The sequence below is a fragment of the Halolamina salifodinae genome (assembly GCF_017874235.1).
Taxonomy (GTDB): domain Archaea; phylum Halobacteriota; class Halobacteria; order Halobacteriales; family Haloferacaceae; genus Halolamina; species Halolamina salifodinae.
The window spans coordinates 513,559-533,189 of the sequence record NZ_JAGGLC010000001.1 but is presented as its reverse complement, the minus strand read 5'-3'; the positions used below and the strand labels follow the sequence as shown (position 1 = coordinate 533,189).

The window sequence follows — 19,631 nt, the reverse complement described above, 5'->3', positions numbered from 1 at the left end:
TGGCGTGAGAACGCGTCGCTTGACCTTGTTAGAGGTTCGCGTACGGGCCGCCCTTCGCCTCGGTCAGTCGGTCGGCCTGCTCGTCACTGAGGTCGATTTCGGCGGACGCGAGATTCTCCTCGAGCTGCTCCACGGTTCGGGCCCCCACAATCGGCGCCGTCACGCCGTCACGGTGCTGGAGCCACGCGAGCGCGACCTGCGCGGGCGTGGCGTCGACCTCGTCGGCGACGGCATCGAGCACGTCGTGCACGTCGAAGTTCGTCTCGGTGAGGTAGGCGCTCTCGAAGCGGGAGGATTCGGCGGCGCGAGATTCGCCGGTCAGGCCCTCCTCGCGGTCGTACTTCCCGGTCAGGAACCCCTGGCCGAGCGGGCTCCACGGACAGACCGCCAGCCCCTCCTCGCGGGCGAACTGGAGGTAGTCTCCCTCGACCTCGCGGTCGACGAGGTTGTAGCGCGGCTGGAGCACCGAGAACGGCACCCAGCCCTCCGCGCGGGCGAGTTCGTTGGCCTTCGCGACGCGCCAGGCGTTGGGTCGGAGCGTCGACGCGCCGAGGTAGTGGACTTTGCCCTCCTCGACCAGCGCGTTGAGAGTCTTCATCGTCTCGCGGGTTGGCGTCTCGCCGTCCCAGCGGTGGAGATAGAGCACGTCGATGTAGTCGGTGTCGAGGCGGTCGAGGATGGCGTCGACGCGGTGCCGGAGGTTCTTCCGGTTCGTGCCGCGGCTGTTGGGGTCGTCCTCCCGGATCTGCCAGTAGATTTTGGAGGCGACCGTGTAGCGCTCCCGGTCACGCTCGGCCAGCCAGTCGCCGATCCACTCCTCGGCCTTCCCGCCGCCGTAGACGTCCGCGGCGTCGATATAGCGCCCGCCGGCGTCGGCGTAGGCATCGAGCAGGGTCTTTGCCTGCCCCTCGTCGATCTCGACGTTGCCCTCCTCGGTCTCGCGGCCGAAGCGCCACGTGCCGAACTGGAGTTCGCTCGTCTGGAGGCCGCTGTCGCCGAACTGTACGAAGCCGAGATCGGTATCGCTCATGTACGCGAAACTAGGGGCGCCGGCGGAAAAACGTTCGACAATCGGCGGCGTCCGCCCCGAGATTGATTTCCCACCCGGCCGAGGCATCCGTATGGACTGGGACCCACGCGTGCTCCGTGCGTACGTCGACCACTTCCTGCCACGCGACGTGGTGGGGCCGGTGATCATCGTCTTCTCGCTGGAGGGGGTGATCGACGGCATCTTCAATCAGTACGTGCCCGACGCCTACGAGACGGTGGGCTGGGGGATCGTGTTCCTGCTCTCGCTGGCCATCGTCGCCTACTGGGGCACCGTCGACGAGGAGGACGTCGAGGAACTCCACGAGCGAATCGAGGAGATCGAGAACGAGGACGCCGAGGCGGCCGCGCCGGAGCGAAGCTTTCCGTAGTACTCCAACAATCCTCACAACGGATTTGTTGCTGGCGCCACACCACACATGTATGGAGCGCAAAACGATCTCCGTCACCGGCATGTCGTGCAACGGCTGCGAGCAGAACGTGAAAAACGCCCTTCGGAACCTCGAGGGGGTCACCCGGGTCGAAGCCGACCACGAGGCCAATACTGTCGAACTCGCCGCCGAGGATGATGTCGCGGACGACGACGTCGAGGCCGCTATCGAAGACGCGGGCTACGACGTGGCGCCCTAGTCAACGGCCGTTCCCTCCTCTACGGCCCACGTCACCGTTTTCGACGCTGAAGCCGGTGTTGACGCCCTCGCCTGAGAGGAGTTGGCCGGCGAAGCTGTTGGCCAGCACCGCCGAGACGGATAGCACCATCGCGATCATCGCAAACACCGGGTGGACGAGTCCGGTCGTCGCGGCGGCGACCCCGATGCCGTTGAACGCGAACGCCGCAGCGAGATTCTGTCGGGTCTTCCGGTAGCTCTCCGTCCCGATCTCGTGGGCGTCCATCACGCCGCCAAGCCGGTCGCCCATCAGGACGATGTCTGCCGATTCGATGGCGATATCGGTGCCTGCCCCGATGGCGATACCGATGTCCGCCTGCGTGAGCGCCGGCGCGTCGTTGATACCGTCGCCGACCATCGCGACGCGGTGCCCGCCGTCCTGCAGGCGACCGATCTCCTCGCGCTTCTCGTCGGGCAGCACGTCGGCCATCACGCGGTCGATGCCGACCTCCTCGGCGACCGCCGCGGCCGTTCGCTGATTGTCGCCGGTGATCATCACGGGCGTGATGCCTGCATCCGTCATCCGGCGGACGGTCGCAGCGGCGTCGCCCTTGATTCCGTCGCCGATGCCGAGTAGGCCGACGAGATCGCCGTCACGGGTGACCCCGGAGACCGTGAGACCGCGGCGCTGGAGCCGCTGAACCTCGTCGGCCGCGCCGCTGATGTCGATTCCTTCCCCATCGAGCCATTCCGGCTTCCCCACGAGCACGTCGTCGCCGTCGACGGTCGCGCGGACGCCCCTGCCCGTCATGGAGTCGAACCCTTCGGGATCGTCGTAGTCGATGCCGCGCTCGTCGGCGTACTCGAGGACGGCGTCCGCGAGCGGATGTTCCGAGAACGCCTCCGCGCTTGCCGCCGTCGCCAGCATCTCGGACTCGATGCCGCCTCGTGTCCCGCCTTCGAGCGCGACGGCCTCGCTGACGGCTGGCGCGCCGACGGTGATCGTGCCGGTCTTGTCCAGCACAACGTGGTCAATATCGGGGGATACCTGAAAGGCGTCACCCGACCGCATCAGGATGCCGCGGTTCGCGGCCTTGCCACCCCCCCGGATCAGCGCCAGCGGCGTCGCCATCCCCAGCGCACAGGGGTACCCGAGGACGAGGACGGCCAAGGCGGCGAAGGCGCCCCGACGGACGTTCGGATCGGCACCCCACGCGAGCGGCGCGACCAGCCAGAACACGAAGGCCAGCGTGGCGATGATCAGAACGGCGGGGACGAAGTACCTGAGGACGCGGTCGGCCAGCTTGATGATACCGGGTTTCATCGCCCGCGCTTCCTCGATCTCGTGGGCGACCTGGTTCAGGAACGCGTCCTCGCCCGTGGCGGTCATCTCGACGAGGAGTGTGCCCGTCTGGTTGACGCTACCGCCGATCACCTCGTCGTCCGGGGATTTCTCCTCGGGGATGGACTCGCCGGTGGCGACCGACTCGTCGACCGTCGACTCGCCGTTGACGACCTCGCCGTCGACGGGGATGCTCTCCCCGGGCTTGACCCGTACGCGATCACCGACATCGAGGTCGTTGACGGGCACTTCCTCGACGCTGGTCTCATCGGCCCGTGGGTCGCTTTGCTCGCAGGCCGCATCGCTTCCCGCTCGCTTCGAGGAGCCCTTTTGGTCGCCATTGCTCTCCCCGCTCGGCCGGTCCGAGGCGCTTCGCGCCTCGCTGGTGACGCGGCGTGCGGTGTCTGGTCGGAGGTCGAGGAGGCTCTGGACGGCCTGTGAGGCCCGCGTGCGGACGATAAGGCTCGTGTATTCCGAGAGGATGTGGTAGGTGGTGATGAACACGGAAACCGCAAAGAAGTGGACGGTCGGGAAGTCGGCGAAGACGAACAGGCCGAGAAACCCGCCGAGCAGGCCGGCGAACGCCCCCGCCTCCAGCAGGACGTGCTGATTGAGGATGCCTCGGCGAAGGCTCTGATAGGCCTTCTCCTTGATGTAGCGGCCGGGACCGAACATCGTTCCGAGGGCCAACGCGAGCGTAACGAGGTCCATCGCCAGCGACTCCGACTCGAAACGCCCCGTCACGATGATCATCCAACTCATCAGCGCGGCGACGACGATGGACGCGCTCCCCGCAAGGACGAGGCGGCGTTTGCCGTCAGCGAGTTCGGCCTGCTGCTCCTCGTACCGTTTCTCCTTGTCCGGATCGCGGATGGTGTAGCCGAGGTCGCGGAGTGTGTCCTTCACGTCGACCTCGCTGATCCGATCCGCGTCGTACTGCACGAGCACCTCCTCGTGGGCGAGGCTCACGTCCACGTCGGCAACGCCGTCGGTGCGGCGGTACGCCTTCTCGATGCTCTCCGCACAGAACGAGCAGGACATCCCGCCGACGTTGAACTGCTCCTGTGTCGTCCCCATCTGGGGTCGTCCTTGCCGGGCGACGTGCATAACCATTACGACCACTTTCATAATGGTGCTAACTTCCCGATATCGAAATCGGATATGTAGCGATACTCTTACTGTCGTTGTTCCCCTAACTGGCGGTAAGGAAATGGCTCTGCTCGAATCCGAGGTGCCGATCCGCGAGGTCGTCACAACCACCCCCGAGAAGGCGAAAGCCCTCGAGAACGACGTGCGAGCGAAGGTTTTGGATATGCTTGCCGACGAAGGGATGACGATCAAGGGGATTCACGAAGAACTGCAGCGGCGCGGCGAAGAGAAGGCCGAGACGACGGTGCGCCACCACGTGAACGTCCTGAAGGACGCCGGCATGGTCGAAATCGCCCGCCTCGAGGAGGCTGGTGGCGGCACGCGGAAGTACTACAGATCGAACACGCGCGTCTTCTCCTACGACCTCCCGGAGGGGGCCGACGAGACCCTCGCGGGGACGCAGGCGACCGCGACCGAGGAGTTGGAGTCGCTCGTCGAAACGCTGTACACGGAGCACGGCGACGAGATCGAAGCGGTCGCCCGCGAAATGAAGCCCAGTGAGTACTGCGAGACCCAGCACTACGAGGAGTTCGTCCTCCGCGAACTACTGAATCGCGCCCTCATCGACCTGAGCGAGACCGGGGTCCTCGACGACGTTTCTGCTGGCAGTGACGATCCGTCGGGGTCGTGATGGTGATATCGTCGCCCGCCTGCCCGACCTGTACCGCGAGCGTCGCACGCGGATGTCCCACACGGGTCGTCGAAAGAGTTGCCCGGGTCCCAGTGTGGAAGCCGACGGGGCGCTGTTCCGCCCATGTCTTCAGGCGCTATCCGACGTACCTTTCCGGTTCGACCCCATCAGAGACGGTATGAACGCGCCGTCGCCGAGAGACGCCACGCGGGACGTACCGAACCCGGTGAGAGACGTATGAGCGGAAAAGACGACTACTACAACAGAGCCAAACAGCAGGGCTACCGCGCCCGGTCAGCCTACAAGCTGAAACAGCTCGACGAGACCGCCGACCTGTTCGCGGATGGCGACACGGTGGTCGACCTCGGCGCCGCCCCCGGCGGGTGGCTTCAGGTCGCCGCCGAGAAAGTCGGCCCGCAGGGGAAGGTGGTCGGCGTCGACCTCCAGCGCATCGACGACCTCGAACCCCATCAGGTGACGACGATGCGCGGGGACATGACCGAGGAGCAGACCCGCGACCGCCTGCGCCGCGAACTCGGCGTCGCAGAGCGAAGCTCTGCGGCCAACCAGAACGCTCCGCGTTCTGGTGATGTCGACGAGAGCCGCAGACTCTCGTCTGCCAACCAGAAATCGAAGATTTCTGGTGATGCCGACGAGGGAGAGGGCGTCGTTGATCTGGTCATCTCGGACATGGCGCCGAACATGACCGGCGAGTACGAACTCGACCACGCGCGCTCGGTCCACCTCGCCCGCATCGCGTTCGAGACGGCCCAGCAGTACCTCAAGCCCGGCAGCGACTTCGTCGCCAAGGTGTTCCAGGGTCGGGATCTGGCGGACCTCCGCGAGGAGATGAGCGAGTCGTTCCAGTACGTCCGCACCGTCACCCCGGAGGCCTCCCGCGATTCCTCCAGTGAGGTGTATCTGGTCGGCAAGGGCTACACGACGGCGCCCATCACCGAGGGCGACGAACTCTCCGTGGAGATCACCGACACTGGTGAGGAGGGCGACGGGATCGCCAAGGTCGAGCAGTTCACCGTGTTCGTTGCCGACGCCGAAGTCGGCGAGGAGATCGACATCGAGATCACCGACGTGAAGCCGAACTTCGCGTTCGCCGAGCGACTCGACTAACTCGAGATCCAGGCGTACGTCTGGATCGCACCGAACAGCAGGGCCAACACGCCGTTCTCCGCGAGCAGGACGCTCCCGGGATCCGCCGGGGATGCCTGCTGGGCCCAGACCGTCACCAGTCCGAACAGCGTCGCTAGCGCGAGGTTGTACTTCGCCATCACCGTCCACGTGTCCTGATCGAGGCCGACGATTGCGTCGCTACCCATACGGTCGCTTCGGTGGCCGGCGGGAGGAAACTGGCGGCCGCAGATACGTCGTCCCAGCCTGCCAGTTGTACAGTTCCACCAGCGTCCCGACTGCGCTGATGACGGCAAGAATACCTACGAACAGCGACCCGCTCCCGAGGTAGGCGACGGTACAGACCGCCGTCGCGAACGCGGCGTCGCAGAGCTCCGCTCTGCGGGCAACCAGAACGCTCCGCGTTCTGGTGATGTCGACGAGAGCCGCAGGCTCTCGTCTGCCAACCAGAAATCGAAGATTTCTGGTGACGCCGACGGCGTTGTACGCGTCGTGGGCACGGACCTGTGGCACCGCGCTCAGGCCGAAGAAGGCGACACCCAGCGCGACCAGTGCGTAGGCCTACGGCGCGGAATCGCCGGGCCGGACGGCGAAGGTGGCGCCGACGACGGCGATCAGCACCGCGGCGGTCGCGTAGAGAACCGTCCCCACTCGCTGTTCGTCCATCGGCGCCGACTCGGTGCGCCGGCGAGAAAAAGCCACGCAGTCCGTGACAACTCAGCCGAGATGCGGTGTGACGCCGCCCCGCCGATAGCGGTACAGTTCGACGGCGGCGACGGCGAGACCGACGGCAGCGAGGCCACCGACGAGTCCGGTCACGGCCGATTCCCCGGCGGGGCCGACCCGCAGCGTCGCGAACCAGAGCGCCAGCATCGCGGCGACGAATCCGACGTTCAGCGGACCGTACGCGTGGTGCGCTCGAACGCGAGGGAGCGCGCTCAGCGCGAAGAAGGCTGTCGCGAGCAGCGCCATCCCGACCGCCGGGAGGACGGGGGAGTCGGCGACGAACAGCAGGCCGGCCGTGATGGCTGCGGCGACGACGGCGGCGACCGCCGAGAGGGCACTCCAGAGGGAGCTGGTGATCTCCATCACGCTGATCCTCGGCTGCGGGCGTGAAAAACTTGACTACTGGACAGCTACGCCGCGAACAGTCGGCGTTCGCCCGCCTCGCGGTTCCGGACCGCCCGGACCACCGCGTAGACGAACGGGGTGTCGATCAGTGCGATAGCCAGCTTCAACACGTACTGGCCGACGATCAGCGCGGCGACGCTCGGCACCGGGCCGCCGCCGACGAGGGGGAGCCCCATCTCGGCGCCGACGCCCACCTGCGGGAGCAGCCAGAACGCGACGCCGACGAAGATGACGGTGTCGATGAGTTGGCTGCTGGCCGTCGAGCCGATGTTGCGGAGCCAGAGCTTCTCACCGTCGGTGTACTCCTTCAGCCGGTGGAACGCGATCACGTCCCAGTTCTGGCTGGCGACGTAGGCGAGCAGGCTCCCGGCGACGATGTTGGTCGCCGAGCCGAGCACCGACGAGAACGTGCTCGCGAACTCGGGGTTCGCCGCGGGGGCGACGATGGTGCTCCAGACCAGCGCCAGCACGACGAAGTTCATCAGGAACGCGACGTTGACCAGTTCCCGCGCGGCCCGTTTCCCGTACAGTTCGGCGTAGCAGTCCGAGGCGAAGTAGGTGACCGCGTACGCGAGCGCGGCGCCCGGGAGCGTGAGCGCGCTGCCGGCGACCGGGATGGAGAACGGTAGCTGGAACGAGAGCAGTTTCGCGGCCGTTAGCTGGGCGACCACCAGCGCGGTGACGAACAGCGCGACCAGCAGCAGGCGGTCGACCGGGAGCGGGCGGCGTTCGGCGCTCACGACTCCTCCTCCGCCAGCCGGCCCTGTCGCTCGTCGATCTCGTCGAGGCGGTCGAGCGTCTTCCGGATCGACGCCCGGACGGCGTCGCTGCGGTTCACGAACTTCGCGTCGTCGCCGACGTGCTCGTCCAGATCTTCGAGCAGTTCGTCGGGAATCTCGACGGAAACCTTGGTCATTGCGCTCCCTCCGACTGTTCGGTCACGCCGGTATCGACAGCACGCCGTGGTGGCTGGTTCGATGCTCGCATAGTACTCTCGAGAGAATATCCACGGTGGACGAGTAAAAGCACACTGCTCGGCGGCGAGGCGTCGAAGCAAAACGACACGCTCGAACAGGGCCAAACGGCCGGCAATCAGGCCTTCCCGTTCGACCCGGGCGCGTCGGGCCCGATAGTCGGCTTCCGGAGGTTCCGCCGGCCGCCGAGGGTGAGCACGTAGAGCAGGCTGATCCCGACGCCGTAGGCCGCCATCAGCGGGATCGTGACCATGACCATCGTGAGGATGTCCGCCGGCGTCAGCAGCGACGCCGCCAGCAGCATCCCGATCAGCACCTCGCGCCAGCGGGTCCGCATCGCGCTGTAGGAGACGCCCGCGGAGTTCAACAGCACCATCAACACCGGCACGTCCGCGAGGATACCGATCCCGGCGGTGGTGAAGAAGATCAGCCAGAAGAAGTTGGTGATGCGGTAGCTGATCGTCATGTTCGCCGCCAGCGCGTCCTCGACGAGGAAGGAGATGACGCGGGGCGCGATCTCGTAGTAGCCGAACACGAGGCCGCCCAGCAGGCCGGCGCTCAGGAGGCCGGCCCAGCCGAAGATGACGTTGCGGCGCCCGCGGACGAAGCCACGCTCCCGGAGCGCGGGCCACGCGAAGTACGCGATCAGCGGCAGCGTGGCGGCGGCGCCCAGCAGCGCGGAGAGTTTCACTTCGAACACCAGCGCCTCGACGGGGTGGAGCGCGATGACCTTCGACGCCTCCGAGGCGGTCTGGCCCGGCGCGAGCACCTCGCCCGGCACGCGGGCGAGGAAGTCCGCGTAGACGTCCTTGATCCCGCCCGTGTAGAGCCAGAAGAACGACCCGGCCATCACGGCCATGAACGTGCCGACGATGTAGAACAGCCCGGAGGTGAGCGAGCCGAGGATGAACTGGACGTCCTTGTAGTAGCCGCCGATGTCCTCCTCGTCGGTGTCCTCGGCGAACTCGTCGAGGAACGTGCTGCCGGCGCGCTGGGTGCGGTCGCCCATGCTGCCGGGTTCGGCCTCCGCTTCCTCGGCTTCGGCCTGCTCGATGGCCTCGTCGTAGCGGTCGAGGATCAGCCGCGCCCGGGCGTCGTCGCCGGCCGCCAACGCGCGGTTGGCGTAGAAGTTCGCCGCCGACTCTTCGAGCGCCGTGAACGTCGCTGGCGGGGCGCGTTCGAGTTCCTCGGCCGAAAGCTGGCCGACGTTGACCGCGGTCGGGTCGCTGCCCGCGAAGTAGCTGGCGAGCAGGACGTAGCTCCCGACCAGCACCGCGACCACGGCGACGGTGATGCCGACGGCGGCGCCCACGGCGACGGTCGAGGAGAGCCCGAACGCGGGCACCGAGAGGTCGAACGCGGCCTGCGTGAGCAGCGAGTTCACCTCGGCGGGGTAGCCGAGCACGGCGTAGCTCACGGCCAGTACGAGCACCGCCAGCACGCCGAGGGGGGTGCCCTGCTCGCGGGCGCGCTGGCCCCAGTCGACCCAGTCCCGGCCGCGCCGGATCGCGCCGATGGGGTTGACGGGGCTGAACAGCGGGTCGGTCTCGTAGGCCGGCGGCTCGGGCTCGTCCTCGGCCGGCTCGTGGGCCTCGTCGTAGCGGTCGAGGATCGCCTGTGCCTTCCCGTGGTGGCCCTCGTCGATGGCGTTCTGGGAGGCTTCGAGCGCTTCCGGCTCGCTCATCGCCTCGAACGCCTGAATCGGCGCCGCGCGGACGCCCGCCTCGTCGAGTTCGTCGAGATCGATCCCGGTCGGGTCGCCGATGTCGGCGTCGGGGTCGACGGTCTCTTCGAGTTCGCGGTAGGCGAACAGCAGCATGCCGAAGACGGCGAACACGAGGCCGATGGCGACGCCGACCAGCAGCACGTTCCCGGTCGCCGAGAGCGAGGTGAGTTCGCTCACGGCGGGCGCACGGTAGCTACTGCCGATGGCTTCGAGTCCGGCGTTGGCCCCGGTGCGACCACCCGCGTTCTCGTACACCCACGCGGCGGCGATGCCGGCGACCAGCAGGCCGACGACGCCGTTCCAGTTGCGTACGAACAGCCCCCTGACGGAGAGGCGCTCGCTGCCGCGCTTCATCGTGACCGCGAACTTCGCGAGATAGAGGCTGAAGCCGTAGAGCCCCAAAAGCGGCATGGCCCACATGATCTGGGTGAACGGGTCCGGCGGCGAGAACACCGCGCCGAACACGAAGATGGCGACGACGGCGTAGCGCCACTTCTCGCGGAACTGCTCGTAGGGGACGATCCCGGTGTAGGAGAGCCCGGTGATCGCCAGCGGCATCTGTGCGGCCAGCCCGAACGAGAACGTCAGTAGGAGGACGAACTGGGTCCAGAGCACGATGGACCAGTGGGGGGCGAAGCCGGCCGCGGCCGCGTTGCCGGCGAGGAAGTTGAACATGATCGGGAAGAAAAGCAGATAGCCGTAGGCGAGCCCGCCCACGAACAGCAGCAGGGAGAGCAGGACGATGGGGATAGCCTTCCAGATGGGGATCGGCATCTGGGGCCAGCGGCCGCGCTCCTCGAGCGCGTCCTTCGAGTAGTACAGCAGCACGGGGGCGGCGACGACGATGCCGACCACGAGCGAAATCTTCGCCTGCAGCAGGATGACGTCGAAGGGGGTCTGGGCGATGATGTCGAACTGGCTGGCCAGCTCGTCGGGCATTCGCTGGGTGGTGACGCCCTTGAGCCACTCCCAGATCCCGCCCCGGAGGGCGTAGAACATCCCCATGAAGCCGATGAGGAAGACGATGAACACCTTCTGCAGGTCCTTCTGTGCGGACCGCAGCATCGCCCCGGCGGTCTCACGCCCCTCGGCGATGGCGCGCTGGGTATCGTCATCGAGCGCGCTAGACATGGGACGAAGGAGCCGCCTCGGAGTTATCAACCTTTCCACCTCGCGGGAAGCCGATCCGAAAAGGCCTATAAGACCGCGCAAGCGATAGCGAGCCATGCCCGAGGAACCGGACGAGGAGTCGGATCGCGAGCCGTCCGACTCGTCGCCGCCCGGTTCCGACGAGGAGCGTACCGAGCCGGCCGACGAGTCGGCCGAAGACGTCCCAGACTCCGACGCGCCAGAGGACGGCGACGAGGACGACGCTCCCGATTTCACGAACGTCGAGGGGTTAGGCCCCGACAACGGCGGCGACGCGGACGACGAGACGGGGGACGGCGACAGCGACGACGGCGCGGACGAGGCTGACGACGCCGAGGAGGGGTACATGTTCGAGGACTACGACCCCGATGCAGCCCCCGACGAGCCGGAATCGACGGCGTCGGCGCCGCCGCCCCACGGTCCCGCGGAAACTACGCCTGCAGCGTCACAGCAGTCCACGCAGGACGATGTCGAGGAGGAGGGGCTGCTCGGCGGCGGGCCCGACTCGGATCAGGAGATGCCGCTGGCGGCCCACATCGAGGAGATGATGAAGCGCCTCTCGGTGGTGTTCCTCGTCGGCGGCGTCGTCGCGCTGACGCTGCTGGGCCTGGGGCAGCTATCCGACCAGGTGCCAACCGCAGTGGACCTGATCGACATCCTCTGGAACAACGCGATCCCCGGCGCGCCCGAGATCGAGGGGCGCCGACCGCGGGTGTACGGCCCGCTGGAGCTGATCCTGACGGAACTCAAGGTGACTGCGCTGGCAGGCCTGCTGGTCGCGCTCCCGGTGTTCGTCTACGAGACGTACCTGTTCATGCGCCCGGGGCTCTACCCGCAGGAACGCCGCTACTACATCTCGGCGATCCCGACGAGCCTGATCCTCGGTGCGGTCGGGATGGCGTTCTCACACTTCGTCATCATCCCCGCGATCATGCGCTACTTCACCCTCTACACCGACGAGAACGTCGCCACCGTCGCCTACGGGCTGGAGAGCACGTTCTCGCTGATCCTGGTGCTCATGGGCTACATGGCGATCATCTTTCAGATCCCGCTGTTCATCATGCTCGCGATCATGATGGGCATCGTTACCCGCCAGTGGCTGGAAGACAAGCGCCTGCTGTTCTGGGGCGGGTTCCTCACCATCGCGTTCCTCGTCAACCCCGACCCGACGGGGATGACCCCGTTCATCATCGCCGCGACGATGATCGTCCTCTACGAGGGGACGCTGGCGCTACTGCGCTGGACCGGGAACTGAGGCATCGACGGCGGAGAGTAACCAGACAGGCGTCCGCCTCACGTCCGACCCTGTGCGCTAGTAGCGCTTCCACACAGACGCAGCCTTCGACCGCCTTCCGAACTTCGGAGCCTCCTCAGCGCGGAGCCGGTGATGCGCTTGAGCCGGCTAACAAATGGGTTCTCACGCCGATTTTCCGACTCGGACCACGACGCTGCGTTCTCAGTCGTTCACGCCGTCCGGAAGCCGCTTTCGCAGCCGGTCGAGACAGATCTCCAGAACGCTCAGCGGCGCCTCGGCCTCGATGTTTGCTGGTTCGTGTCGGACCCCGTCGTCGCTCTCCAACTGGTAGTGGGTCTCCCCGGGTTCCGGGTGGTCGTCGTCCTTGTGCCAGCCGAGACTGACGGCATCGTCGGCGTACTGCACGCGCTGGACGTCCCGCCCCTCCCGCGGTCGCCACAGCACCTTCAGTTTCGCTTCTGACCGGGGGAACGACTCGCCGAGGAACTGTTCGACAGCGATATCGGCCACGACGGTTCGCGGTCGGATTTTGGACGGTCTGTACCGGACCGAACTCACTCCAGCGACGTTCTGCAGTCGCTCCTTGAGACGACGGAGACCCTCACGTCGCGTGAACCCACGACCGCCAGTGAGCAGGAACACCATTATCCGCTCTCTGCTACTGGACCAGTTGACCCATCGCCGAGCGGCTCAAGCGTCGCCAGCGACTCCTGCAGGCTGATCGCCAGCCGGATCGCCTCGCGTATCTCCACGTCGTACTCCCACTCGGCGACCGTATCGAGCCGTTCGCGCCGCTCCGTCGCAGTGAGGTCGTCCCGTCCGACGCTCCGGCGCAACCCCGACAGCGACTCGACGCCGTACAGTTCGCGCCAGCCGTCCATCTCCTCGGCGATGGCGTCGAGTTCCCGAGTCAGTTCGTCGACGCTTCGCTCCTCGGCGAGTCGGCGGACCTCATCGAGGAACTGCGTCATCTCGTCGGGCTTGTACGCCGTCCCGTGTTCGGTCTCGACGGTTTTCAGATCGCCCTGTTCGACCATTCGAGTGAGATACTTTACGGCCGTATCGCGCGATACGTCCGCCTCGTCGGCGATCCATCCGGCGTTCCGTGGCTCGGTTCGCGTCGACGCGACATGCCGGACGCGCGCTGCGGCGTCCGTCCCGTCGGGCCATGTGGACTCCGTCTCACTCATCACCGACCCTTCGCACCCTCTTGACTAATAGTTTCGGATGAGAACTATTAATCTCGTATACTGGAGCTACTTGCGACTGATCGCTCTCCCGATCTACAGGCGGCGCAAGCCGGGTGCCTCGGGGCTTGGCCCGGGGCGGTTCTTGCGAAAAGACGTGCCCGAAAGACCGCTTACTGCGGCGTCGGCTCGGAGCCGCCGGCGGGCTTCGTGACCTCGGAGCCCTCCGTCAGCGCGGAGCCGGTGATGCTCTTGAGGCGGCTGACCAGCGAATCCTTCTCGCCGTCGCCCTCCAGGGCCACGTCGAGCACTTCCGAGATGTGCGAAACCGGGATGATCTCGACCATCTCCTCGTACTCCTCCTCGATCATCACGTCCTGCTCGTTGGCTGCGGGGATGATCACGCGGTTACAGCCCGCCTTCGCGGCGGCCTCGATCTTGTGAGTCACCCCGCCGACGGGCAGCACGTCACCGCGGACCGAGAGCGAGCCAGTCATCGCCAGACTCTGGTCGACGCCGATGCCCTCCAGCGCGGAGATCACCGCCGTCGCGACCGTGATCGACGCCGAGTCGCCGTCGACGCCCTGCTGGCCGGTCTGGACGAACTGGATGTGGATGTCCTTGTCCGAGATCTGCTCGTCGGTGTACTTCTTGATGATCGCCGAGACGTTCTGGACGGACTCCTCGGCCATCTCCTGCAGCTGACCGGTGGCGATCACCTGCCCGCCCATCCCCTGGGAGGGGGTGATCTCGGCCATCACGGGCAGCATGATCCCCGAGTCCTGGCCCATCACGGCGAGACCGTTGACGCGACCCACCTGATAGCCCTCGGAGACCTGCAGTTCGTAGTCCTTCCGGCGCTCGATGTAGTCGTCGGCGAGCTGCTGCTCGATGGAGCGACTACGGCCCTTGGCCTCCATCACGTGTTCGCGCCTGGTGGCCTCGGCGTTCTCGGCGCGGGCGACGTCGCCCGCGACGCGGATCAGCCCACCCAGCGAGCGGAGTTCGAGCGTGAGGTGGTCCTTCCGGCCGGCACGGCGCCGGGCTTCGAGGATGACCTCCTCGACGGCGTCCTCCGTGAAGTGGGGGAGCCGGCCGTCGTTCTCGACCTCTTGGGCCACGAAGCGCGCGTACTTCCGGCGCATCTCCGGGGTGTCGCGGATGGTGTCGTCCATGTACACCTCGTACCCGTAGCCGCGGATGCGGTTCCGGAGCGCGGGGTGCATGTTCTCCATCGCGTCCATGTTCCCGGCCGCGACCATCACGAAGTCGGTCGGCACGGGTTCGGTCTGGACCATCGCGCCCGAGGAGCGCTCGGACTGGCCCGTGATCCCGAACTCGCCCTCCTGAACCGCGGTCATGAGGTGCTGCTGGGATCGGACGTCGAGCGTGTTGATCTCGTCGATGAACAGCACGCCCTTGTTGGCTTTGTGGATGGCGCCGGCCTCGACACGGTCGTGGCTCGGCGTCTCCATCCCCCCGGACTGGAACGGGTCGTGGCGCACGTCGCCCAGCAGCGCACCCGCGTGGGCGCCCGTGGCGTCCTCGAAGGGGGCCGTCTTCGTGTCGGCGTTGTTCACGAGGTGGTTCGGGATCACCGCGTCGCTGCCACGCGAGATGTACTGGAACCCGATGTAGATCAGCACCGCCGCGATGACGGCGATGATGGGGTTCCCCATCGCGAGGATGGCGTAGCCGGCGACGACGGCGATCACGATCCACATCAGGAGGCTGCGAAGCTGATCGCGCTTCTGGGCCTCCTCCTTGTGGGCGTCGATGATCTGTTCGCCCTTGCCGGCCGGCACCGTCCGGACTTTCGGCTCGTTGCCGTCGTCCGGGTTGTGGTAGACCAGCACGTCTTCGAGCTCCTCCTTGGGGAGGAGTTCGGCCATCGCCTTCGCGAGCATCGACTTCCCCGTCCCGGGGGAGCCGATCATCATCACGTGTCGGCGCTGTTTGGCCGCCTTCAGCACCACGTCGCGGGCGTGTTCCTGGCCGATTACCTGATCGACCAGCCGGTCGGGCACCTTGATCTCCGCCGTCGAGTCGATCCGAAGACCACCGAGTAGGTCGTCCTTCCCGATCTCCTCGTCGTCGGCGATCTCGGCGTCGAACTCCACGTCACTCCCGAGGTCGTCGATGCTGGGGGGCTCCTCGTCCTCCTCGCGGCGCGGCTGCTCCGCGGGGGGGTCGGGCTGTTCGTCGGGATCGCCCGTTTGGGCGTCCGAGCCGTTCAGCGGGAAGGGATCTTCCTCCCCGTTTTCGGGCACGTCGGTATCGTCCGTTTCGTTGCTCATAGAACGCTGTCGCTACGTCAAAAGAGGCTCGTGAGCCTGATATACTTTCCCCCATTCTCGATAGCTGTTCGACCGTGGAAATCGCGCTCTACGAGCGTTCTATCTCCGTATTATCGAACAACGAATGCCTGGAGTTGCTTATAAACTGCCCCCGAGGCGTGACTCGTCGTTTTTATCCACCCCGGGTGAGAAGCCGCGGACATGCGGGGGTTCTACATCGGACGGTTCCAGCCGTACCACGACGGCCACCACCGAATGGTGACCGAGATCGCCGAGGAAGTCGACGAACTCGTGGTCGGTATCGGCTCCGCGGGCAACTCCCACACCACCCGAAACCCCTTCACGGCGGGGGAGCGTATCATGATGGTCACGAAAGCCGTCGAGGACGTCGACATCCCCACCTACGTCGTCCCCATCGAGGACCTCGACCGCAACGCGGTCTGGGTCGGGCACGTCCAGTCGATGACCCCGAAGTTCGACGTGGCCTACTCCAACAACCCCCTCGTTGTCCGCCTGTTCAGGGAGGCCGGCGTCGACGTGCGCCAGTCGCCGATGTTCCAGCGTGACGTCCTCGAGGGCACCGAGATCCGGGAGCGACTCGTCACCGGCGGCGACTGGGAGTCGCTCGTCCCGGGGGCCGTCGTCGACACGATCCACGAGGTCGACGGCGTCGAGCGCATCCGTCAGATCTCCGAGACCGACGCCAGTAGCTGATGGTCGAGGCGGGCGCAGCGTTCGCGGCGATGAACGCGATTGGACTCGTGGCGTTCGCGGCTGTCGGCGCGCTGAAGGGCAGCGACGCCGGCCTCGACCTGTTCGGCGTGAGCGTGCTCGGCTTTCTCACCGCCCTCGGCGGCGGCACCGTCCGGGACCTCCTCGTCGGCCGAGTTCCCACTTCGCTCCAGACGAACCTCGAAGTCCTGCTCGCCGCTGCCGGCATCACGCTCGCAGTGATGCTCGTCCAGCGCGTCGACGTCGACGAGAACGCGTCGCGTTCTGGTGGCAGCGACTTGATGGAGAGTCCTGCGGTGCTGCTCCCGGACGCTATCGGTCTCGCTGCCTTCGCGGCGACCGGCGCCGCCGTGGGAATCGAGGCGGGCCTCTCCCCGTTCGGCGTCGTCGTCACGGCGACGCTCACCGGCGTCGGCGGCGGCAGCCTCTCGGACCTGCTGCTGGCCCGTATTCCGGCCGTGCTCCGCGAGGACTTCTACGCGACGCCGGCCGTGGTCGGCGGCGCCGTCGTGCCCCCGGCCATCGCGCTCGGCCTCCCGTTGGGTGCGACGACGCTGCTCTCCGCGGGCGTGGTGCTGGGGCTCCGACTCGCCGCGATCCGATACGGCTGGCGGCTGCCGACGGTTTGAGCCCACTTAGCGAGTGAGACTTTCCCGCACCCGTTTGTACATGCCGCCCCCGATTACCCCGCCAAGTGCTATCGAGACGGCGTTTCGGAGCCCGAGCGTCTCCCCCATCACGAGGGCGGAGGGTCGTGAGCCCCTTCAGCCGAACGGGCGAACCGCTATGCCGCCCCCGCCCGAGGTGACAGTATGGATCTCGACGCGTTCGACCACGAGTCCCACATGGCCGAAGCCATCGACTGCGCCCGCGAGGCGGCCGCCCGCGGCGACGAACCCTACGGCTCGGTGCTGGTGCGAGACGACGAGGTGGTGATGCGCGCCGGCAACCGGATCAACACCGAGAACGACCTCCGGGAACATCCGGAACTCACGCTCGCGAAACGCGCCGCCGCGGAGCGCGACGCCGCCGCCGAGGACGAACGTCCTCGGCTGGCAGCCGAGAGCGAGGCTCTCGGCGACCCGGGAGAGTTGGTGATGTACACCTCCACGGAGCCCTGCCCGATGTGCTCGGGCGGTATCGACATCGCTGGACTCCGGGCCGTAGTGTACAGCGTTTCGGGCGAACGCGCCGCGGAACTCCGGGGCGGCAGCCCGCTGCTCCCCTCGACGGAGGTGTTCGACGCCGGCGGCGGTGACGTGGAAGTGATCCCGGACGTGCTCCGTGAGGAAGGGGAGAAACTGCACGAGGAGCACTGGTAGGCCGCGCGGATCCCGTTTCTCGGCTACTGCGATTTCGCCCGTTCCACGACCGCCCGAGCCACCGCTTCGAAGTCGGCCTCCTCAGGAACCACGTCGACCGAAATCCCGGCTTCCCGGGCGCTCTCTGCCGGGCTCTCGGCGATGGCGCCGACGACGGCGCTCTCGAGGCCGGCAATCGCCGCCTCACGGACTCCGCGCTCCTCGGCAGCCGCGAGAAACCCCTCCACGGTCGAGGAGGAGGTGAACGCGGCGCCGTCGAGGTCGCCCGCGGCGGCCAGTTCGGCCGACTCCCCGGCGTCGTCGGGCCGGCGCAGGCGGTAGAGGGTCGTCTCGATCACCTCGGCGCCGGCGGCGCGCAGTCCCTCGGGCATCGTCTGACTCGCCCGGTCCGAGCGCGCGAGCGCGACCGACTTCCCGGATACGTCGCTCTCCAGTTCTGCGACCATCCCCTCGGAGTCGTACTGCTCGGGAACGTGCTCGACGGTCCAGCCCGCTTTTTCGGCGGCCTCGGCCGTCGACTCGCCGATACAGCAGAGCGCCGCGTTGCCGGGCGCCCAGCCTGCGTCGGCGAGCACGCCGACGCCCGTCGCGGAGGTGAGCACGACGAAATCAGCCTCGGGCGGGGTTTGGCCGGTCGGCTCGATGGTGAGCATCGGATCCGGCACCGGCTCGGCACCCAGCGACTCGAGGAGGGCGGCGGCGCCGTTGATGCGGCCGTCGTCCGGACGGAAGACGGCGACGCGCGGGCGGCGCATGGTTACTCGTCGGTCTCGGCTGCGGCGGCCGCGATCAGGTCGTCGGCACCGCGTTCGGCGAGGTCCGCAGCGAACTCCGCGGCTGCCTCGGCGTGGGTCTCGATGGGGAGGTCCCGGGTCCCCTCGACGACTTCGGTACCGTCGGTCGAGAGCACCTGTGCGCGGACGTTGACGCTGTTGCCCTGCACGGTGGCGTGGACGCCCAGCGGGGCGACACAGCCGCCGCCGAGTTCCGAGAGGACTGTTCGCTCGACGGTGACGGCGACCCGCGTCGGCGCGTGGTCGAGGTTCTGCTGCAGCCGCTTGATCACGTCCTCGTCTGTCGCGGTGACGGCGATGGCACCCTGTGCCGGCGCGGGGACGAACTTGTCCTTCGGGAGCCGGCTGGTGCCGATGTGGTGGCGCAGGCCGCTGCGCTCCAAGCCCGCTTCGGCCAGCACGAGGGCGTCGTACTCGTGGTCGTACTCCTGGCCCATCGCGGCGCGTTCGACTTCCGAGAGGCTCTCGAACCACTCGTCGACGCTTTGCTCGAACTCGTCGTCGTCGTCCGGGTCGTCGAGGTCCGCGTTCTCGTCGTCGAGGACCCCCTCGGGGTCGATGTTGTAGTCCCGCATCTCCGTGCTCTGTGCCTCCTCGTCGGTGTCCATCCGGCGCTCGTGTTCGCGCTGGAGGCGGGGGGCGAGCAGTTTCTCGATCCGGGTGTCGACGTTCCCGCGCAGCGGGCGCACGTCGAGGTCCGGGCGGGCGTGGAGCAGTTGGGCGGTCCGGCGAAGCGACGAGGTGCCGACGACGGCGCCTTCGCGCAGGTCCTCGAACGCCTTCCCGTCCTCGGTGACCAGCAGGTCGCCCGCGGCGGCGCGCTCGGACACGGCGGCGACAACCATCCCCTCGGCGAACTCCGTGGGCATGTCCTTCATCGAGTGGACGGCGGCGTCACAGTCGCCGTCGGCGACTTCCTGATCCAGCGCGTGGACGAACGCGCCGATCCGGCCCAGGTCGGCGATGAGTTCGTCCTGGATCCGGTCGCCCTCGGTCTCGATCTCGATCAGTTCCACGGGCCGGCGTCGGGTGCCGACCCGCTCCTGTACGAGCGTGGCCTGTCGCATGGCGAGGTCGGACCCGCGCGTGGCGAGGCGGAGGGTCCTGTCGGTGCTCATGGGCGGGAGTGGGGGGTGGTTGG

21 protein-coding genes are annotated in these 19,631 nt (G+C 67.2%); 8 read left to right on the top strand and 13 right to left on the bottom strand.

Annotation, left to right across the window (positions count from 1 at the left end; genetic code table 11):
• Positions 1-28: 28 nt before the first annotated feature.
• Positions 29-1,030, bottom strand: coding sequence for an aldo/keto reductase (locus J2753_RS02820; RefSeq protein ID WP_209490261.1), 1,002 nt, complete (start codon positions 1,028-1,030; stop codon positions 29-31).
• Positions 1,031-1,121: 91 nt separating this feature from the next.
• Here J2753_RS02820 and J2753_RS02815 point away from each other — a divergent pair, with 91 nt between their 5' ends.
• A complete protein-coding gene (locus J2753_RS02815) occupies positions 1,122-1,418 on the top strand; it encodes a hypothetical protein (protein WP_209490259.1) in 297 nt (98 codons plus the stop codon).
• A 52-nt stretch (positions 1,419-1,470) separates the two neighbouring features.
• A complete protein-coding gene (locus J2753_RS02810) occupies positions 1,471-1,677 on the top strand; it encodes a heavy-metal-associated domain-containing protein (RefSeq protein WP_209490258.1) in 207 nt (68 codons plus the stop codon).
• Here J2753_RS02810 and J2753_RS02805 read toward each other — a convergent pair whose 3' ends face one another.
• Positions 1,678-4,074 carry a heavy metal translocating P-type ATPase gene (locus tag J2753_RS02805; protein ID WP_209490256.1) on the bottom strand — a complete coding sequence of 799 codons (2,397 nt, stop codon included), beginning with the start codon at positions 4,072-4,074 and terminating at the stop codon, positions 1,678-1,680.
• A 133-nt stretch (positions 4,075-4,207) separates the two neighbouring features.
• Between J2753_RS02805 and J2753_RS02800 the strand changes: the two genes are divergently transcribed.
• Both J2753_RS02800 and J2753_RS02795 read left to right on the top strand, forming a co-directional pair.
• Positions 4,208-4,777 (top strand): ArsR/SmtB family transcription factor, encoded by a 570-nt coding sequence (locus J2753_RS02800; RefSeq protein ID WP_209490254.1) that lies wholly within the window; start codon positions 4,208-4,210, stop codon positions 4,775-4,777.
• A 237-nt stretch (positions 4,778-5,014) separates the two neighbouring features.
• Complete coding sequence (locus J2753_RS02795) at positions 5,015-5,905, top strand: 23S rRNA (uridine(2552)-2'-O)-methyltransferase (RefSeq protein ID WP_209490252.1); 891 nt, start codon at positions 5,015-5,017, stop codon at positions 5,903-5,905.
• Here the strand turns inward: J2753_RS02795 and J2753_RS02790 are convergent.
• From J2753_RS02790 to tatC, 6 genes are all read right to left on the bottom strand, one after another.
• On the bottom strand, positions 5,902-6,111 hold the full coding sequence (locus J2753_RS02790) for a hypothetical protein (RefSeq protein ID WP_209490250.1): 210 nt from the start codon (positions 6,109-6,111) through the stop codon (positions 5,902-5,904). The genes J2753_RS02795 and J2753_RS02790 overlap by 4 nt on opposite strands.
• Positions 6,104-6,436: a hypothetical protein gene (locus tag J2753_RS02785; RefSeq protein WP_209490248.1), complete on the bottom strand. Its 333-nt coding sequence runs from the start codon at positions 6,434-6,436 to the stop codon at positions 6,104-6,106. Before J2753_RS02785 ends, J2753_RS02790 begins: the two co-directional genes overlap by 8 nt.
• 204 nt (positions 6,437-6,640) lie before the next feature.
• Positions 6,641-7,012, bottom strand: coding sequence for a hypothetical protein (locus tag J2753_RS02780; protein WP_209490246.1), 372 nt, complete (start codon positions 7,010-7,012; stop codon positions 6,641-6,643).
• A gap of 47 nt (positions 7,013-7,059) precedes the next feature.
• Positions 7,060-7,794 (bottom strand): queuosine precursor transporter, encoded by a 735-nt coding sequence (locus tag J2753_RS02775; RefSeq protein WP_209490244.1) that lies wholly within the window; start codon positions 7,792-7,794, stop codon positions 7,060-7,062.
• Positions 7,791-7,970 carry a ribbon-helix-helix domain-containing protein gene (locus J2753_RS02770; RefSeq protein ID WP_209490242.1) on the bottom strand — a complete coding sequence of 60 codons (180 nt, stop codon included), beginning with the start codon at positions 7,968-7,970 and terminating at the stop codon, positions 7,791-7,793. Before J2753_RS02770 ends, J2753_RS02775 begins: the two co-directional genes overlap by 4 nt.
• A gap of 176 nt (positions 7,971-8,146) precedes the next feature.
• On the bottom strand, positions 8,147-10,885 hold the full coding sequence (tatC, locus tag J2753_RS14520) for a twin-arginine translocase subunit TatC (RefSeq protein ID WP_209490239.1): 2,739 nt from the start codon (positions 10,883-10,885) through the stop codon (positions 8,147-8,149).
• Positions 10,886-10,979: 94 nt separating this feature from the next.
• Between tatC and J2753_RS02760 the strand changes: the two genes are divergently transcribed.
• Positions 10,980-12,158 carry a twin-arginine translocase subunit TatC gene (locus J2753_RS02760; protein ID WP_209490237.1) on the top strand — a complete coding sequence of 393 codons (1,179 nt, stop codon included), beginning with the start codon at positions 10,980-10,982 and terminating at the stop codon, positions 12,156-12,158.
• A 201-nt stretch (positions 12,159-12,359) separates the two neighbouring features.
• On the opposite strand, the gene J2753_RS02755 is transcribed toward J2753_RS02760, so the two are convergent.
• The 3 genes from J2753_RS02755 to lonB all read right to left on the bottom strand — a co-directional run bounded on the left by J2753_RS02755 (position 12,360) and on the right by lonB (position 15,642).
• Complete coding sequence (locus J2753_RS02755; RefSeq protein ID WP_321168772.1) at positions 12,360-12,668, bottom strand: hypothetical protein; 309 nt, start codon at positions 12,666-12,668, stop codon at positions 12,360-12,362.
• A gap of 134 nt (positions 12,669-12,802) precedes the next feature.
• Complete coding sequence (locus J2753_RS02750; RefSeq protein WP_209490236.1) at positions 12,803-13,348, bottom strand: DUF7342 family protein; 546 nt, start codon at positions 13,346-13,348, stop codon at positions 12,803-12,805.
• A gap of 170 nt (positions 13,349-13,518) precedes the next feature.
• Entirely contained in the window at positions 13,519-15,642 is a 2,124-nt protein-coding gene (gene lonB / locus J2753_RS02745) for an ATP-dependent protease LonB (RefSeq protein WP_209490234.1), read from the bottom strand.
• A 201-nt stretch (positions 15,643-15,843) separates the two neighbouring features.
• Here lonB and J2753_RS02740 point away from each other — a divergent pair, with 201 nt between their 5' ends.
• From J2753_RS02740 to J2753_RS02730, 3 genes are all read left to right on the top strand, one after another.
• On the top strand, positions 15,844-16,356 hold the full coding sequence (locus J2753_RS02740; RefSeq protein WP_209490232.1) for a nicotinamide-nucleotide adenylyltransferase: 513 nt from the start codon (positions 15,844-15,846) through the stop codon (positions 16,354-16,356).
• Positions 16,356-17,003, top strand: a complete 648-nt coding sequence (locus tag J2753_RS02735) for a trimeric intracellular cation channel family protein (RefSeq protein WP_209490230.1) — start codon at positions 16,356-16,358, stop codon at positions 17,001-17,003. Before J2753_RS02740 ends, J2753_RS02735 begins: the two co-directional genes overlap by 1 nt.
• Positions 17,004-17,186: 183 nt before the next feature.
• A complete protein-coding gene (locus J2753_RS02730) occupies positions 17,187-17,696 on the top strand; it encodes a nucleoside deaminase (protein WP_209490228.1) in 510 nt (169 codons plus the stop codon).
• Positions 17,697-17,719: 23 nt separating this feature from the next.
• On the opposite strand, the gene J2753_RS02725 is transcribed toward J2753_RS02730, so the two are convergent.
• Positions 17,720-18,451, bottom strand: coding sequence for a uroporphyrinogen-III synthase (locus J2753_RS02725; RefSeq protein ID WP_209490226.1), 732 nt, complete (start codon positions 18,449-18,451; stop codon positions 17,720-17,722).
• 2 nt (positions 18,452-18,453) lie between these two features.
• Entirely contained in the window at positions 18,454-19,608 is a 1,155-nt protein-coding gene (gene hemC / locus J2753_RS02720; RefSeq protein WP_209490224.1) for a hydroxymethylbilane synthase, read from the bottom strand.
• Between the last annotated feature and the right edge of the window lie 23 nt (positions 19,609-19,631).

Excerpts from the sequence above, each read along its gene's own strand:
- J2753_RS02760 (WP_209490237.1), top strand. The coding sequence starts at position 10,980 with ATGCCCGAGGAACCGGACGAGGAGTCGGATCGCGAGCCGTCCGACTCG.
- J2753_RS02820 (WP_209490261.1), bottom strand. The coding sequence starts at position 1,030 with ATGAGCGATACCGATCTCGGCTTCGTACAGTTCGGCGACAGCGGCCTC.
- J2753_RS02795 (WP_209490252.1), top strand. The coding sequence starts at position 5,015 with ATGAGCGGAAAAGACGACTACTACAACAGAGCCAAACAGCAGGGCTAC.
- J2753_RS02805 (WP_209490256.1), bottom strand. The coding sequence starts at position 4,074 with ATGGGGACGACACAGGAGCAGTTCAACGTCGGCGGGATGTCCTGCTCG.
- J2753_RS02750 (WP_209490236.1), bottom strand. The coding sequence starts at position 13,348 with ATGAGTGAGACGGAGTCCACATGGCCCGACGGGACGGACGCCGCAGCG.
- tatC (WP_209490239.1), bottom strand. The coding sequence starts at position 10,885 with ATGTCTAGCGCGCTCGATGACGATACCCAGCGCGCCATCGCCGAGGGG.
- J2753_RS02790 (WP_209490250.1), bottom strand. The coding sequence starts at position 6,111 with ATGGGTAGCGACGCAATCGTCGGCCTCGATCAGGACACGTGGACGGTG.
- J2753_RS02800 (WP_209490254.1), top strand. The coding sequence starts at position 4,208 with ATGGCTCTGCTCGAATCCGAGGTGCCGATCCGCGAGGTCGTCACAACC.
- J2753_RS02740 (WP_209490232.1), top strand. The coding sequence starts at position 15,844 with ATGCGGGGGTTCTACATCGGACGGTTCCAGCCGTACCACGACGGCCAC.
- J2753_RS02730 (WP_209490228.1), top strand. The coding sequence starts at position 17,187 with ATGGATCTCGACGCGTTCGACCACGAGTCCCACATGGCCGAAGCCATC.
- hemC (WP_209490224.1), bottom strand. The coding sequence starts at position 19,608 with ATGAGCACCGACAGGACCCTCCGCCTCGCCACGCGCGGGTCCGACCTC.
- J2753_RS02810 (WP_209490258.1), top strand. The coding sequence starts at position 1,471 with ATGGAGCGCAAAACGATCTCCGTCACCGGCATGTCGTGCAACGGCTGC.
- J2753_RS02815 (WP_209490259.1), top strand. The coding sequence starts at position 1,122 with ATGGACTGGGACCCACGCGTGCTCCGTGCGTACGTCGACCACTTCCTG.
- J2753_RS02770 (WP_209490242.1), bottom strand. The coding sequence starts at position 7,970 with ATGACCAAGGTTTCCGTCGAGATTCCCGACGAACTGCTCGAAGATCTG.
- J2753_RS02735 (WP_209490230.1), top strand. The coding sequence starts at position 16,356 with ATGGTCGAGGCGGGCGCAGCGTTCGCGGCGATGAACGCGATTGGACTC.
- J2753_RS02725 (WP_209490226.1), bottom strand. The coding sequence starts at position 18,451 with ATGCGCCGCCCGCGCGTCGCCGTCTTCCGTCCGGACGACGGCCGCATC.
- lonB (WP_209490234.1), bottom strand. The coding sequence starts at position 15,642 with ATGAGCAACGAAACGGACGATACCGACGTGCCCGAAAACGGGGAGGAA.
- J2753_RS02780 (WP_209490246.1), bottom strand. The coding sequence starts at position 7,012 with ATGGAGATCACCAGCTCCCTCTGGAGTGCCCTCTCGGCGGTCGCCGCC.